This is a genomic window from Pseudomonas sp. LBUM1664, from assembly GCF_059695895.1.
This window is the reverse complement of the sequence record NZ_CP166791.1, coordinates 4,394,888-4,409,782: the sequence shown is the minus strand read 5'-3', so window position 1 is coordinate 4,409,782 and position 14,895 is coordinate 4,394,888. Positions and strand designations below refer to the sequence as shown.

Here is a 14,895-nt window from a genome sequence, read left to right as displayed (position 1 = left end):
CAACAGATTATCAGCGTCGCAAGTTACTCCGCGAGAAATCAAAGATGTAACCAACGATTGCTGAGCCAAGTTTAGGGTTTTCTCAAAACCCAAAGATGTTTGAACTGAAGAGTTTGATCATGGCTCAGATTGAACGCTGGCGGCAGGCCTAACACATGCAAGTCGAGCGGTAGAGAGGTGCTTGCACCTCTTGAGAGCGGCGGACGGGTGAGTAATGCCTAGGAATCTGCCTGGTAGTGGGGGATAACGCTCGGAAACGGACGCTAATACCGCATACGTCCTACGGGAGAAAGCAGGGGACCTTCGGGCCTTGCGCTATCAGATGAGCCTAGGTCGGATTAGCTAGTTGGTGAGGTAATGGCTCACCAAGGCGACGATCCGTAACTGGTCTGAGAGGATGATCAGTCACACTGGAACTGAGACACGGTCCAGACTCCTACGGGAGGCAGCAGTGGGGAATATTGGACAATGGGCGAAAGCCTGATCCAGCCATGCCGCGTGTGTGAAGAAGGTCTTCGGATTGTAAAGCACTTTAAGTTGGGAGGAAGGGCATTAACCTAATACGTTGGTGTTTTGACGTTACCGACAGAATAAGCACCGGCTAACTCTGTGCCAGCAGCCGCGGTAATACAGAGGGTGCAAGCGTTAATCGGAATTACTGGGCGTAAAGCGCGCGTAGGTGGTTCGTTAAGTTGGATGTGAAATCCCCGGGCTCAACCTGGGAACTGCATTCAAAACTGTCGAGCTAGAGTATGGTAGAGGGTGGTGGAATTTCCTGTGTAGCGGTGAAATGCGTAGATATAGGAAGGAACACCAGTGGCGAAGGCGACCACCTGGACTGATACTGACACTGAGGTGCGAAAGCGTGGGGAGCAAACAGGATTAGATACCCTGGTAGTCCACGCCGTAAACGATGTCAACTAGCCGTTGGGAGCCTTGAGCTCTTAGTGGCGCAGCTAACGCATTAAGTTGACCGCCTGGGGAGTACGGCCGCAAGGTTAAAACTCAAATGAATTGACGGGGGCCCGCACAAGCGGTGGAGCATGTGGTTTAATTCGAAGCAACGCGAAGAACCTTACCAGGCCTTGACATCCAATGAACTTTCTAGAGATAGATTGGTGCCTTCGGGAACATTGAGACAGGTGCTGCATGGCTGTCGTCAGCTCGTGTCGTGAGATGTTGGGTTAAGTCCCGTAACGAGCGCAACCCTTGTCCTTAGTTACCAGCACGTAATGGTGGGCACTCTAAGGAGACTGCCGGTGACAAACCGGAGGAAGGTGGGGATGACGTCAAGTCATCATGGCCCTTACGGCCTGGGCTACACACGTGCTACAATGGTCGGTACAGAGGGTTGCCAAGCCGCGAGGTGGAGCTAATCCCACAAAACCGATCGTAGTCCGGATCGCAGTCTGCAACTCGACTGCGTGAAGTCGGAATCGCTAGTAATCGCGAATCAGAATGTCGCGGTGAATACGTTCCCGGGCCTTGTACACACCGCCCGTCACACCATGGGAGTGGGTTGCACCAGAAGTAGCTAGTCTAACCTTCGGGAGGACGGTTACCACGGTGTGATTCATGACTGGGGTGAAGTCGTAACAAGGTAGCCGTAGGGGAACCTGCGGCTGGATCACCTCCTTAATCGACGACCGCAGCTGCTCCATGAGCTCCCACACGAATTGCTTGATTCATTGAAGAAGACGATAGAAGCAGCCCTAAATTGGGTCTGTAGCTCAGTTGGTTAGAGCGCACCCCTGATAAGGGTGAGGTCGGCAGTTCGAATCTGCCCAGACCCACCAATTTTGTGTGGGAAACGCCTGTAGAAATACGGGGCCATAGCTCAGCTGGGAGAGCGCCTGCCTTGCACGCAGGAGGTCAGCGGTTCGATCCCGCTTGGCTCCACCACTACTGCTTCGATTGTATAAAGCTTAGAAATGAGCATTCCATCAAGGTGATGGTGAATGTTGATTTCTAGTCTTTGACTAGTTCGTTCTTTAAAAATTTGGGTATGTGATAGAAAGATAGACTGAACATCACTTTCACTGGTGATGGCTCAGGCTAAGGTAAAATTTGTGAGTTTAATCGCGAATTTTCGGCGAATGTCGTCTTCACAGTATAACCAGATTGCTTGGGGTTATATGGTCAAGTGAAGAAGCGCATACGGTGGATGCCTTGGCAGTCAGAGGCGATGAAAGACGTGGTAGCCTGCGAAAAGCTTCGGGGAGTCGGCAAACAGACTTTGATCCGGAGATGTCTGAATGGGGGAACCCAGCCATCATAAGATGGTTATCTTGTACTGAATACATAGGTGCAAGAGGCGAACCAGGGGAACTGAAACATCTAAGTACCCTGAGGAAAAGAAATCAACCGAGATTCCCTTAGTAGTGGCGAGCGAACGGGGACTAGCCCTTAAGCTTCTTTGATTTTAGCGGAACGCTCTGGAAAGGGCGGCCATAGTGGGTGATAGCCCTGTACGCGAAAGGATCTTAGAAGTGAAATCGAGTAGGACGGAGCACGAGAAACTTTGTCTGAATATGGGGGGACCATCCTCCAAGGCTAAATACTACTGACTGACCGATAGTGAACTAGTACCGTGAGGGAAAGGCGAAAAGAACCCCGGAGAGGGGAGTGAAATAGATCCTGAAACCGTATGCGTACAAGCAGTGGGAGCCCACTTTGTTGGGTGACTGCGTACCTTTTGTATAATGGGTCAGCGACTTATTTTCAGTGGCGAGCTTAACCGAATAGGGGAGGCGTAGCGAAAGCGAGTCTTAATAGGGCGTCTAGTCGCTGGGAATAGACCCGAAACCGGGCGATCTATCCATGGGCAGGTTGAAGGTTGGGTAACACTAACTGGAGGACCGAACCGACTACCGTTGAAAAGTTAGCGGATGACCTGTGGATCGGAGTGAAAGGCTAATCAAGCTCGGAGATAGCTGGTTCTCCTCGAAAGCTATTTAGGTAGCGCCTCATGTATCACTGTAGGGGGTAGAGCACTGTTTCGGCTAGGGGGTCATCCCGACTTACCAAACCGATGCAAACTCCGAATACCTACAAGTGCCGAGCATGGGAGACACACGGCGGGTGCTAACGTCCGTCGTGAAAAGGGAAACAACCCAGACCGTCAGCTAAGGTCCCAAAGTTATGGTTAAGTGGGAAACGATGTGGGAAGGCTTAGACAGCTAGGAGGTTGGCTTAGAAGCAGCCACCCTTTAAAGAAAGCGTAATAGCTCACTAGTCGAGTCGGCCTGCGCGGAAGATGTAACGGGGCTCAAACCATACACCGAAGCTACGGGTATCACGCAAGTGATGCGGTAGAGGAGCGTTCTGTAAGCCTGTGAAGGTGAGTTGAGAAGCTTGCTGGAGGTATCAGAAGTGCGAATGCTGACATGAGTAACGACAATGGGTGTGAAAAACACCCACGCCGAAAGACCAAGGTTTCCTGCGCAACGTTAATCGACGCAGGGTTAGTCGGTCCCTAAGGCGAGGCTGAAAAGCGTAGTCGATGGAAAACAGGTTAATATTCCTGTACTTCTGGTTATTGCGATGGAGGGACGGAGAAGGCTAGGCCAGCTTGGCGTTGGTTGTCCAAGTTTAAGGTGGTAGGCTGGAATCTTAGGTAAATCCGGGATTCTAAGGCCGAGAGCTGATGACGAGTTACCCTTTGGGTGACGAAGTGGTTGATGCCATGCTTCCAAGAAAAGCTTCTAAGCTTCAGGTAACCAGGAACCGTACCCCAAACCGACACAGGTGGTTGGGTAGAGAATACCAAGGCGCTTGAGAGAACTCGGGTGAAGGAACTAGGCAAAATGGCACCGTAACTTCGGGAGAAGGTGCGCCGGTGAGGGTGAAGCATTTACTGCGTAAGCCCACGCCGGTCGAAGATACCAGGCCGCTGCGACTGTTTATTAAAAACACAGCACTCTGCAAACACGAAAGTGGACGTATAGGGTGTGACGCCTGCCCGGTGCCGGAAGGTTAATTGATGGGGTTAGCTAACGCGAAGCTCTTGATCGAAGCCCCGGTAAACGGCGGCCGTAACTATAACGGTCCTAAGGTAGCGAAATTCCTTGTCGGGTAAGTTCCGACCTGCACGAATGGCGTAACGATGGCGGCGCTGTCTCCACCCGAGACTCAGTGAAATTGAAATCGCTGTGAAGATGCAGTGTATCCGCGGCTAGACGGAAAGACCCCGTGAACCTTTACTATAGCTTTGCACTGGACTTTGAATTTGCTTGTGTAGGATAGGTGGGAGGCTTTGAAGCGTGGACGCCAGTTCGCGTGGAGCCAACCTTGAAATACCACCCTGGCAACTTTGAGGTTCTAACTCAGGTCCGTTATCCGGATCGAGGACAGTGTATGGTGGGTAGTTTGACTGGGGCGGTCTCCTCCTAAAGAGTAACGGAGGAGTACGAAGGTGCGCTCAGACCGGTCGGAAATCGGTCGTAGAGTATAAAGGCAAAAGCGCGCTTGACTGCGAGACAGACACGTCGAGCAGGTACGAAAGTAGGTCTTAGTGATCCGGTGGTTCTGTATGGAAGGGCCATCGCTCAACGGATAAAAGGTACTCCGGGGATAACAGGCTGATACCGCCCAAGAGTTCATATCGACGGCGGTGTTTGGCACCTCGATGTCGGCTCATCACATCCTGGGGCTGAAGCCGGTCCCAAGGGTATGGCTGTTCGCCATTTAAAGTGGTACGCGAGCTGGGTTTAGAACGTCGTGAGACAGTTCGGTCCCTATCTGCCGTGGACGTTTGAGATTTGAGAGGGGCTGCTCCTAGTACGAGAGGACCGGAGTGGACGAACCTCTGGTGTTCCGGTTGTCACGCCAGTGGCATTGCCGGGTAGCTATGTTCGGAATAGATAACCGCTGAAAGCATCTAAGCGGGAAACTAGCCTCAAGATGAGATCTCACTGGGACCTTGAGTCCCCTGAAGGGCCGTCGAAGACTACGACGTTGATAGGCAGGGTGTGTAAGCGCTGTGAGGCGTTGAGCTAACCTGTACTAATTGCCCGTGAGGCTTGACCATATAACACCCAAGCAATTTGCATCGGCTCTTTAACACAGGGCAGCAGATTGCGGTGTGTGAAGACGACATGAACCGAAAGTTCGAGACAAACACACAAACTATCGCATACCCATTCGCTGGAACGTGTTTAGACACGCGCCGGCTACCGAATTTCTTGACGACCATAGAGCATTGGAACCACCTGATCCCATCCCGAACTCAGCAGTGAAACGATGCATCGCCGATGGTAGTGTGGGGTTTCCCCATGTGAGAGTAGGTCATCGTCAAGATTAAATTCCGAAACCCCTATCTGCTGATGCAGGTAGGGGTTTTGTTTTTGTGCTGGAATTTTGTGCTAAAAAAAGGATGACCTGCAGAGGTCATCCTTTTTTATGTTTGGGCGGTCAAGCCTCAGGCACTGGGCAGCTCAGGTCTCCTTCCTTGCATTTGAGGTAGGTCTTGAATGCCTCGACCCGGGCCTTGGTCAGGGCCGTGATGCAGTTGCTATAGATCAGCGGGTAGACGCTGCCACCCTCAACCCCAGACGCGGAAAAATTACATTCGGCGTCACGGAAGCCGATCCAGGACCGCTGTGCCTTGATCAGCAATTGCTTGGCCTCGGGGTTGTCCTTCAGGCGGGCTGTGATCTGCTTGTACAGGCTATTGAGCTCGTTGTCGGCGGCCTTGTTCTCTTGGGCCGCGCACTGGTTCATCTCTCCCTGAGTAGTGGCATTGGCGCAGTCGTCGGCTTGGGCAATGGTGACAAAAAGTAGCGGCACCAGGGCCAGAAGCAAGCGTGGTGGCATCGTCGGTCTCTCCTTGAGGGTTGAAATGCCGGGGGAGTTTACATCGCTCCAGGCCGTTTTAAAGCCGAGGCGTTGCAAACAACGCTCTGATACAACTTTCAGGTTGGCCTCGTGGTCTTACAAGCCTACTGTTGAAAACAGGAGGTGACCCATGCATTCATCCGATCGCATTGAAAGAAAGATCCTGCTCAAGGCGCCGCGCTCTCAAGTCTGGCGGGCCCTGGCCAATGCCGAAGCCTTCGGCCAATGGTTCGGCGTCTCCCTTGAGGGCAAACGGTTTGTGGCGGGTGAGCGTACCCAAGGGCAGATCACTTATCGCGGTTATGAACACCTCATCTGGGACGTGGTAGTGGAGCGGGTCGAGCCCGAACGGGTGTTCTCGTTTCGCTGGCATCCTTATGCCATCGAGCCGCAGGTGGATTACTCTAAAGAGTCCGAAACACGGGTGCAATTCGAACTCGAAGACATGGACGGCGGCACGTTACTCAAAGTGGTGGAGTCAGGGTTTAACAATATTCCCGAGGCGCGCCGACTCAAGGCTTTTCGCATGGACAGCCGTGGCTGGGACGAGCAGATGGCTAACATTGAAGCGTTCCTGAGCAAGTCTTGATCCTCCATCCGTTGAAGTAAATACCGGTTTCGGTTGCTGAGATCTTGGCCCGGCTCAGGGATTTGGAAGGTTGGTATAGCGAATGTCTTACACGCCATGACAGCTATGTCGTCTATTGCACTTTGGATCCGAGGCGTAATCTGGACTCATCCACTGAAGCACAGGAAGTGCTCAGGATCAGGGACGATCGACCTTGCAAGGATGGCTACCGACAGGGAGTCGTAATGGTCTTGGAAAAACCCGCTTAGGCGGGTTTTTTTTCGCCTGTCAAAACTGTACAGAAGCGTTGTATAGCGAAACGCTTACACGCCAGCGCTGCTTTGTCGTCTTTTTCCAAGGCTTCAGTGGGCCTAATCTATGTCTATCCACTGAGTACAGGGAGTGCTCGGGGTCATGGATGATGGGACCAGGCATGGAATGCCGGACAGGGAGTCAAATTGGTCCTCAAAAAACCCGCTTCGGCGGGTTTTTTTTCGTCTGTGGAAAAGTGCGTCGATTCCCGGCACCGCCCAAGTAGTCCTGTGTGAACACGGGATCAGGCGCTACTGGCCTGCAGCACCTGAGCACGCAAACGGGCGATGTCCTTACTTGGCGAGGCGCCGAACAGGCGGCTGTATTCGCGGCTGAACTGCGAAGGGCTTTCATAACCCATCTTGTAGCCGATTGACGAAACGTCGCTGTTCTCCGTCAACAGCAGCCGCCGGGCTTCCTGCAGGCGCAACTGCTTCTGGTATTGCAGCGGGCTCATGGCGGTCACCGCTTTGAAACGATGATGCAGCGCCGAAGGGCTGAGGTTGATCATTTGCGCCAGGCTGTCGATGCTCAGCGGCTCGGCATAATGGGTATTGAGCCACTCGATGGCGCGGCTGATGCGGTGGGTCTGGGTATCGGGAATGGCGATTTCGTGCAAGCGCTGACCTTGGGCGCCGCGCAGCAGCCGGTAGAAAATCTCCTGCTGGGCCAAGGGCGCCAGGGCGGCAATATCGTCCGGGCTGTCCAGCAGCCGCAGCAAGCGCAACACAGCATCGAGCAGCGGCGCATCGATGCGATCCAGAAACAAGCCGCGTCCGCTCCGTTGGGTCGGCACGCCGATGGGGCTGGCGTTGGCGATCAGGCGGCAGATCTGTGCCGGGTCGATGTCCAGGCGAATGCACAGGTAGGGGCGCTCGGGGCTGGCTTCGATCACCTGGCCGGCCACCGGCAGGGACACCGAGACCACCAAGTAGTTGAGCGGGTCATAAACGTAGCATTCGTCCGCCAGGCGCACTTCTTTACGCCCTTGGATAATCACGCACAGGCCGGGCTTGTGCACGGTGTGCAGGGCTTCGGTCGGCTGGTCGCTGCGGATCAGGTGCAAGGCCTCGATGGCCGTGGGGTGGACGCCGTATTCCGGCGCAAAGCGCTTCATCAGCTCCGCCAGCTCGGCGCGGCGCTGGTTGACGCCGTCGTCAGGCGCAATGTGCATGGGCGTGGATACCGACATGCCAATCAATCTCCCTGGACAAATGGATGAACCGAGTGAGTAAAGCCGATTGCGCAGCCGTCGGCCAGCGGCGGTTTTATCGGTACAGGATCGTGCAAGTGCAAAGGAGGATCCGGCTAACGGGTGCACCGGTCGGTTCTCTAGTCTGGGTCTGTCAAAACGCTCCCACCGGGGGCCAGCACGTCCAGACGAGGAAACCATCATGTCCGATATTCAAAACAAAGTTGTGGTCATCACCGGCGCCAGCAGTGGTATTGGCGAAGCCGCCGCGCGCTTGCTGGCCGCCCGTGGTGTGCGGGTAGTACTGGGTGCCCGGCGCGTCGACCGCTTGCAGGCGCTGGTGCAGGAACTTGAAGCCGCTGGCCAGCAGGCCGCTTGCAGAGCGGTGGACGTGACCCTCCGCGATGATGTCCAGGGCCTGATCGACTTCGCCGTCGAGCGATTCGGCAGGGTCGATGTGATCGTCAATAACGCCGGGGTCATGCCGCTCTCCAAACTCGAGGCGCTGAAAGTCGAGGAGTGGGATCGCATGATCGACGTCAACATCCGCGGCGTACTCCACGGTATCGCCGCCGGCCTGCCACTGATGCAGCGTCAACGCAGTGGCCAGTTCATCAACATCGCTTCCATCGGTGCCTACACCGTCAGCCCGACCGCTGCCGTGTATTGTGCCACCAAGTTTGCCGTGCGGGCGATTTCCGAAGGCCTGCGCCAAGAGGTCGGGGGGGATGTGCGGGTGACGGTGATTTCCCCCGGCGTGACCGAGTCGGAACTGGCAGAAAGTATTTCCGATGAGGTGGGCCGTGCCCAAATGCGCGAGTTCCGCAGGATCTCCATTCCCGCTCAAGCCATAGCCCGGGCGATTGCCTACGCCATCGAGCAACCGGCGGATGTGGACGTCAGCGAACTGGTGGTGCGGCCAACCGCCAGTCCGTTCTGAAACGATCGACCCGGCAGGAGACCAGAATTCAGGGCTGGCACCTTCCCTTTGTGCCTGGCTGAACTAATCGTTATGCCCGTTCCAATCGCGCCGCAGCCCGTTGGGTGATCTGCGAGCGTACCCGGAACGACTCCGCCGTGCGCCGATGGGCTTCTTCCAGTACCTGCGTGGGTGCGGTGTCCGGGCTGCCGGCGGCGAAGGGTGGGGCAGGGGCGTATTCGAGCTGCAACTGCACCAACTCGGCAGTGTCCTGGTCGAACAGTTCGGCTGCCAGGGTCAAGGCAAAATCGATCCCGGCGGTGATGCCGCCACCGGTGAACAGGTTGCCGTCACGTACCACGCGGTCCTTGACCGGTGTCGCACCCAGGGTTTGCAGCAAGCTGTGATAGGCCCAATGGGTGGTGGCCCGTTTGCCCTGCAACAGGCCCGCCGCGCCGAGCACCAGCGAACCGGTGCACACCGAGGTGATGTACTGCGCGTGGGCGGCCTGCTGCTTGATGAAGGCCAAGGTCTGCTCGTCTTCCATCAATGGCCCTACGCCGCTGCCGCCGGGAATGCAGATGACGTCGAGTTTTGGGCAGTCCTCGAACGTGGTCGTCGGCAAAAAAACCAGCCCAGTGCTGGCGGTGACCGGCTCCAGGTCTTTCCAGATCAGGTGCACCTTCACGTCGGGCAACGAGGCCAGCACGTCATAAGGGCCGGTGAGGTCCAATTGCTGGACCTGGGGGAATAACAGAAAACCGATCTGCAACGTCATGGCGATTTCTCCTGAAGATGATGCCCGAGGGGTGGACGGTTCTACTTTAGGGTCGTAGGCTCTGGCGCATACGCCAATAAACCCACGAATCACGCCAATATGCCAAGCACACCAAAAACCATTCATGTACTGGCCTTCGCCAACGTGCAAGTGCTTGATGTCACCGGGCCTTTGCAGGTGTTCGCGTCGGCCAACGACCTGGCCCGTCAGCAAGGCCTGCCGGTGCCGTATGCGCCGACGGTGATCGCCGCCGGTGGCGGTGCGGTGATGTCTTCGGCAGGGCTGGCGTTGATTGCCGAGCCGCTGCCGACCGAAGGCAGCGACACGCTGCTCATCGCTGGCGGTTGGGGTGTGTACGAAGCCGCGAAAGACCCGGCGCTGGTGGCCTGGGTCAAGGACCATGGCCTGCGTTCGCGACGGGTGACGTCGGTGTGCACCGGGGCGTTTCTGCTGGCCGCCAGCGGTTGGTTGGACGGTCGGCGCGTGGTCACGCATTGGACCCGCTGCGAACAGCTGGCCGAGCAGCATCCGCAACTGCGGGTCGAACCCAACCCGATTTTCATCAACGACGGCCCGGTCTGGACCTCTGCCGGGGTGACGGCCGGCATCGACCTGGCCCTGGCGCTGGTAGAAGACGACCTGGGCCGCGCTGTCGCCCTGGAAGTCGCCCGGCACCTGGTGGTGTTCCTCAAGCGTCCTGGCGGGCAATCGCAGTTCAGCGTGACGTTGTCGCTACAAAAACAGGGCGGCCGTTTTGACGATCTGCATGCCTGGATCGCCGAAAACCTCACCCGGGACCTGGGCCTGCCGAGCCTGGCCGCCGAGGTGGGCATGAGCGAGCGCAGCTTTGTGCGTCACTACCGTGCAGATACCGGCCAGACTCCGGCGCGGGCGGTGGAGTTGATTCGTGTGGAAACCGCCCGCCGCTTGCTGACGGACACCGAAGTGTCGATCAAACGGGTGGCAGTGCAATGCGGCTTTGGCAGTGAAGAAACCCTGCGCCGTAGTTTCCTGCGGGCCATGGACGTGACGCCACAGGCGTATCGCGAGCGGTTTTCGGTCAGCCTTCAAGCAGATCCAGCAATGCCTTGAGTGTGGCCTCGGGGGCTTCCTGGGGAATGTTGTGGCCAACGCCGGCCAACATCCGGCGCTCGTAGAGACCGGTGAAATACTCGGCGTCTTCATCGTGTTCGGGGGCAGGTCCTACGCCATCATCGGCGCCGCACAAGGAAATGCTCGGCACGCTAATGGCCGGTTGCGCCGTCAATCGTTCCTCCATCCACGCCAGGGTCGGGTCACCCGGCGCGTACGTGAAACGATGGCGGTAGGAATGAATCACCACGTCGACAAAATCCGGGTTGTCGAAAGACGGGGCGCTGAGGGGATAGAGCGCCGCGCCGCGTTTCCAGGTTGGTGACCACAGGCGCCAGAGTAACTCACACAGTTCGCGCCGGTTTTGGGTCAGGCCTTCGACGCCGCGGGCGCAGTGGAAATAGTACTGGTACCACAGGCGATGTTCGGTTTGCGGATCCAGCGGTTGCGTTGATCGGGGAATATTCTGCACGTTGTAGCCGTCGCCGGTCACCAGGCAGCGAACGCGCTCGGGCCACAACGCCGCCACGATACACGCAGCCCGTCCACCCCAGTCGTAGCCGCACAACGCCGCTTGGGGGATGGTCAGCACTTGCATCAGGTCCAGCAGGTCCTGGGCCAACGCCGATTGCTGGCCAGAGCGCATGATGGTTGGGTTATTGAACCGGGTCGGGCCGTAGCCGCGCAGGTAGGGCACGATGACCCAGTAGCCGCGGCGGGCCAAGGCGGGCGCGATTTCGTCAAAAGCCCTGGGGTCGTAAGGGAAACCGTGCAGCAGGATGACCGGCTCGCCCGTGGCGGGGCCGTGTTCTTCGTAGGCGATACGCAGCCGCGGTGTCTGCGCGAAGTTGACCTTGGGGATTTGGTTCATCTCGGCCTCCGGCATCGCTCGGTTGCTGTCAGGCGGGTTCCTGATTCACGTATTTGGCCCGGTCCGGCGTGAAGGTCACGATCATGTTCGTGCTGGAGCAGGTGAGGGTGCGTTCCTGGGACAAATCGATGTCCAAGTCTTCACCGCGCAGGCCTTGCCATTGAGCGAGGTACTTGAGGCAGCCGAATTTTTCGCTTTTCTTCAGGCTGCGACTTACCCCCCCTTTCCAGCCCAGCACCGGCAACTCACCGGCCAGACAACGTTGCACCAGTTCGGGAAACTTCAGCGCCCGGTCGCGGCCGATTTCCCAGCATTTGATCAGGCCTCGGTCTTGGGCTTCCCAGAGGTCTTCGCGGGTCAGGCCTGTTCGGAGTGGGGTGGCGATGGGGCGTTTTATATGGGTCATGTCAGATCCTTGAGTCGGGTTTATCGGGCAGCTCCGCTGCACCCGTGAGTGAATCGATCTTAGGAGGGGTTTGCGGGACTGGCAACCTGTAAGGGGGTAGCGATAAATGGGGGGCGGATGCCAGGGATGCTTTTGTGGCGAGGGCGCTTGCTCCCGCTGGGTTGCGAAGCGACCCCCAGGCGTAGCCTGAAAGCATGCGACTGCTGCGCAGTCGAGCGGGAGCAAGCTCCCTCGCCACAGGGGACCGCGTTCAGGCTGAAGACAACCACGCTCAAGGCTCCCAATCATTTTTCTGCCCGCTCAATTTACGATCCAGGAAGCTCGCCGCGCTGATCAGCGCCAGATGGGTCAGGGCCTGCGGGGTGTTGCCCAGGTGGTAGCCGTGGCTGTCGAACTCTTCGGCGTATAACCCCACCGGGTTGGCGTAGCGCAGCAGTTGTTCGAATTCCAGTTGGGCTTTTTCCACGCGGCCGGCGCGGGCCAGGCATTCGACGTACCAGAACGAGCAGGCAGCGAATGAGCCTTCGATGCCGCTGAGGCCGTCGATGGGGCTGTCGTCGTTGCGATAGCGGTACACCATGCCGTCGCGCACCAGGCTTTTTTCAATGGCTTCCAGGGTGGAAAGCCAGCGTGGGTCGCGGGCGCTGACGAAACGCACCAGGGGCATCAACAGCATCGAGCCGTCGAGGGCGGTGCTGCCCAGGCGCTGGACGAAATGCTGGTGTTCCTCGTTCCAGAAATTTGTCCAGATGTCTTCGTAGATGGCTTGGCGGGTCTGGTCCCAACGGGCGAACGGCGCGGGCAGGGAGCGTTTGCCGGCCAGGCGGATAGCGCGGTCGACGGCCACCCAGCACATCAGCCGTGAATGCAGAAAGTGCTGCTTGTCGCCGCGCATTTCCCAGATGCCCACGTCCTTGTCCTGCCAGGTCTCGCACACCTGGCTGACCACCTCGACGGTGTGTTTCCAACCTTGATGGGAGATGGCTTCACCGTATTTGTTGACCAGGTACACCGCGTCCATCAGCTCGCCGAAAATGTCCAACTGCACCTGTTTGTAGGCCAGGTTACCGATGCGCACCGGCTGTGCATTGCCGAAGCCGCTCAGGTGCGGCAGCTCGGTTTCCGGCAGTTCCAGCCTGCCGTCCACGCCGTACAGGATGTTGAGTTTGGTCGGCTGATCACGGCTATCGCTGACCCGACCCCGCAGCCAGCGCATGTAGGCGTTGGCTTCCTCGACAAACCCCAGGCGCATGAACGCATAGACGGTGAACGAGGCGTCGCGGATCCAGGTGTAGCGGTAATCCCAGTTGCGCTCGCCGCCGCGTGTTTCCGGCAGGCCAAAAGTGGCGGCGGCGAGGATGGCGCCGTGTTTGCGCGAGGTCAGAAGCTTCAGCGCCAGGGCGGAGCGATTGACCATTTCTCGCCAGCGCCCCCGGTAGTTGGATTGCCTGATCCAGCCGCGCCAGAACGCCAGGGTCCGTTCCAGGCATAGTGCGCTGACGTCGCCCTGAAGCCGCGGGTCGTCGATGCCGCCAAGCAGGAACTCGGCGGTCTGCCCCTGTTCCAGGGTGAACTCGGCCACGGCCGCATGGCCATCCAGCGTCATGGCCTGATCGGAGCATAAGCGCAGGCTCGGTTGCCCCGGCGCTTCGAAACAGAGGTGGGTGCCGTCCTGGCGTGCGGTGGTGGCGGCTCGGGCGTAGTCGTGGCGCACCGCGCAGCGCATGCGAAACGTTGCACTGCCGACGGTCATGTGAACTTTGCGCATCAGCACCGGCAGATCGTCCTCGCTGTCGCCAATGGGCAGCAGGTCGGTGATGTCCACCACCGCACTGTCGCTCAGCCAGCGGGTTTGCAGCACGTTGGTGTCGGGCAGGTAGATTTGCTGGCGGCGGGCGTCAGGCAGGTCTGGGGCGAGTTGGAAGATGCCCGCCTGCGGGGTGTCCAGCAGCGCGCAAAAGATCGACGGGCTGTCGAATTCCGGCCAACAAAAAAAGTCGACGCTGCCCCGGTCGTTGACCAGGGCGGCGGTGCGCATGTCGCCGATGATGCCGTGGTTTTCGATAGGGCTTTGTGGTTCGTCGTGATCAGCCATTGCCGCGAAACCCCGGGTAAAGGCTCATCCCGCCATCGATGAACAACGTGGTGCCCACCACATAATCGGACAAGTCCGACGCCAGCCAGACCACCGCGTTGGCGACGTCTTCCACATCACCGACGCGACCGTAAGGAATCAACTCCAGCAGTTTTTGCCCCTGTTCGCCCTCGGTAACCTCATGGTTGATGGCCGTGCGGATGGCGCCGGGAGCGATGCTGTTGATGCGGACGCGCTGGTGGCTGGTTTCCTGGGCCAGGGTCTGCATCAGTTGATCGATGCCGCCCTTGGACGCGGCGTAATTGACGTGGCCGGCCCAAGGGATGCGCTGGTGCACTGAGCTCATGTGAATGATCTTGCCAGCGGCCCGGGACACGCCTTGGCGCACGCCCTGACGGGTGAAAATCCGCAAGGCGGCGCGGGCGCAGAGGAATTGGCCGGTGAGGTTGACGCCGATCACGGTGTTCCAGTCGTCCAGGCTCATGTCGACGGCGGCGGCGTCTTTTTGCAGGCCGGAGTTGGCCACCAGGATGTCCAGCGTGCCAAAGGCGTCCAGGGTCTGGGCGAACAGCTGTTCGACGTCTTGTTCCTTCGACACATCGGCACCGATGGCGATGGCGCGGCCGCCGTTGTCGTTGATCTCACCGGCCAGGTCTTTGGCCGGGCCGGCGCTGGAATGGTAGTTGAGCACGACGGCGGCACCGGCCGCCGCCAATGCCCTGGCCGAGCCTGCGCCGATGCCGGAACCGGCGCCGGTGACGAGGGCGACTTGCTGGGCGAGGGATATCTGCATGGGCTTAGCACCTTGTACGGGGGGCTTTACCTGC

General features: G+C 58.2%; 10 protein-coding genes, 2 tRNA genes and 3 rRNA genes. 8 read left to right on the top strand and 7 right to left on the bottom strand.

Annotated features, from left to right (window positions below; all coding sequences use genetic code 11):
• Positions 1-101: 101 nt before the first annotated feature.
• From ACA047_RS20510 to rrf, 5 genes are all read left to right on the top strand, one after another.
• Positions 102-1,638: ribosomal RNA gene (locus tag ACA047_RS20510) — 16S ribosomal RNA — on the top strand.
• Between the two features lie 81 nt (positions 1,639-1,719).
• Positions 1,720-1,796, top strand: a tRNA-Ile gene (locus ACA047_RS20505).
• Positions 1,797-1,826: 30 nt separating this feature from the next.
• A tRNA-Ala gene (locus ACA047_RS20500) sits at positions 1,827-1,902 on the top strand.
• 235 nt (positions 1,903-2,137) lie between these two features.
• A 23S ribosomal RNA gene (locus ACA047_RS20495) occupies positions 2,138-5,029 on the top strand.
• Positions 5,030-5,182: 153 nt separating this feature from the next.
• Positions 5,183-5,298, top strand: a 5S ribosomal RNA gene (gene rrf / locus ACA047_RS20490).
• Together the 16S, 23S and 5S rRNA genes with 2 tRNA genes alongside form the textbook arrangement of a ribosomal RNA operon.
• Positions 5,299-5,412: 114 nt before the next feature.
• Here rrf and ACA047_RS20485 read toward each other — a convergent pair.
• The gene (locus tag ACA047_RS20485; protein WP_497352396.1) at positions 5,413-5,814 is read right to left on the bottom strand and encodes a lysozyme inhibitor LprI family protein; all 402 of its coding nucleotides are present in this window, start codon (positions 5,812-5,814) and stop codon (positions 5,413-5,415) included.
• 151 nt (positions 5,815-5,965) lie between these two features.
• On the opposite strand from ACA047_RS20485, the gene ACA047_RS20480 reads away from it, so the two are divergent.
• Positions 5,966-6,424 (top strand): SRPBCC family protein, encoded by a 459-nt coding sequence (locus ACA047_RS20480; RefSeq protein ID WP_497352394.1) that lies wholly within the window; start codon positions 5,966-5,968, stop codon positions 6,422-6,424.
• 535 nt (positions 6,425-6,959) lie between these two features.
• Here ACA047_RS20480 and ACA047_RS20475 read toward each other — a convergent pair.
• On the bottom strand, positions 6,960-7,907 hold the full coding sequence (locus tag ACA047_RS20475; RefSeq protein WP_497352392.1) for an AraC family transcriptional regulator: 948 nt from the start codon (positions 7,905-7,907) through the stop codon (positions 6,960-6,962).
• A 202-nt stretch (positions 7,908-8,109) separates the two neighbouring features.
• On the opposite strand from ACA047_RS20475, the gene ACA047_RS20470 reads away from it, so the two are divergent.
• Positions 8,110-8,847, top strand: a complete 738-nt coding sequence (locus tag ACA047_RS20470) for an SDR family oxidoreductase (protein ID WP_497352390.1) — start codon at positions 8,110-8,112, stop codon at positions 8,845-8,847.
• Between the two features lie 70 nt (positions 8,848-8,917).
• Here ACA047_RS20470 and inhA read toward each other — a convergent pair whose 3' ends face one another.
• Complete coding sequence (gene inhA / locus ACA047_RS20465; RefSeq protein WP_497352388.1) at positions 8,918-9,604, bottom strand: isonitrile hydratase; 687 nt, start codon at positions 9,602-9,604, stop codon at positions 8,918-8,920.
• 99 nt (positions 9,605-9,703) lie between these two features.
• On the opposite strand from inhA, the gene ACA047_RS20460 reads away from it, so the two are divergent.
• Positions 9,704-10,696 carry a GlxA family transcriptional regulator gene (locus ACA047_RS20460; protein WP_497352386.1) on the top strand — a complete coding sequence of 331 codons (993 nt, stop codon included), beginning with the start codon at positions 9,704-9,706 and terminating at the stop codon, positions 10,694-10,696.
• Here ACA047_RS20460 and ACA047_RS20455 read toward each other — a convergent pair.
• The 4 genes from ACA047_RS20455 to ACA047_RS20440 all read right to left on the bottom strand — a co-directional run bounded on the left by ACA047_RS20455 (position 10,665) and on the right by ACA047_RS20440 (position 14,861).
• A complete protein-coding gene (locus ACA047_RS20455) occupies positions 10,665-11,567 on the bottom strand; it encodes an alpha/beta fold hydrolase (protein WP_497352384.1) in 903 nt (300 codons plus the stop codon). The genes ACA047_RS20460 and ACA047_RS20455 overlap by 32 nt on opposite strands.
• A gap of 28 nt (positions 11,568-11,595) precedes the next feature.
• Entirely contained in the window at positions 11,596-11,973 is a 378-nt protein-coding gene (locus tag ACA047_RS20450) for a hypothetical protein (RefSeq protein ID WP_497352382.1), read from the bottom strand.
• A 271-nt stretch (positions 11,974-12,244) separates the two neighbouring features.
• On the bottom strand, positions 12,245-14,068 hold the full coding sequence (locus ACA047_RS20445; protein ID WP_497352380.1) for a glycoside hydrolase family 15 protein: 1,824 nt from the start codon (positions 14,066-14,068) through the stop codon (positions 12,245-12,247).
• Positions 14,061-14,861, bottom strand: a complete 801-nt coding sequence (locus tag ACA047_RS20440; protein ID WP_497352378.1) for an SDR family oxidoreductase — start codon at positions 14,859-14,861, stop codon at positions 14,061-14,063. Before ACA047_RS20440 ends, ACA047_RS20445 begins: the two co-directional genes overlap by 8 nt.
• Between the last annotated feature and the right edge of the window lie 34 nt (positions 14,862-14,895).

Bases quoted from the DNA above. Each gene is read 5' to 3' on its own strand.
- ACA047_RS20440 (WP_497352378.1), bottom strand. From the start codon at position 14,861: ATGCAGATATCCCTCGCCCAGCAAGTCGCCCTCGTCACCGGCGCCGGT.
- ACA047_RS20460 (WP_497352386.1), top strand. From the start codon at position 9,704: ATGCCAAGCACACCAAAAACCATTCATGTACTGGCCTTCGCCAACGTG.
- ACA047_RS20455 (WP_497352384.1), bottom strand. From the start codon at position 11,567: ATGAACCAAATCCCCAAGGTCAACTTCGCGCAGACACCGCGGCTGCGT.
- ACA047_RS20485 (WP_497352396.1), bottom strand. From the start codon at position 5,814: ATGCCACCACGCTTGCTTCTGGCCCTGGTGCCGCTACTTTTTGTCACC.
- inhA (WP_497352388.1), bottom strand. From the start codon at position 9,604: ATGACGTTGCAGATCGGTTTTCTGTTATTCCCCCAGGTCCAGCAATTG.
- ACA047_RS20480 (WP_497352394.1), top strand. From the start codon at position 5,966: ATGCATTCATCCGATCGCATTGAAAGAAAGATCCTGCTCAAGGCGCCG.
- ACA047_RS20450 (WP_497352382.1), bottom strand. From the start codon at position 11,973: ATGACCCATATAAAACGCCCCATCGCCACCCCACTCCGAACAGGCCTG.
- ACA047_RS20470 (WP_497352390.1), top strand. From the start codon at position 8,110: ATGTCCGATATTCAAAACAAAGTTGTGGTCATCACCGGCGCCAGCAGT.
- ACA047_RS20445 (WP_497352380.1), bottom strand. From the start codon at position 14,068: ATGGCTGATCACGACGAACCACAAAGCCCTATCGAAAACCACGGCATC.
- ACA047_RS20475 (WP_497352392.1), bottom strand. From the start codon at position 7,907: ATGTCGGTATCCACGCCCATGCACATTGCGCCTGACGACGGCGTCAAC.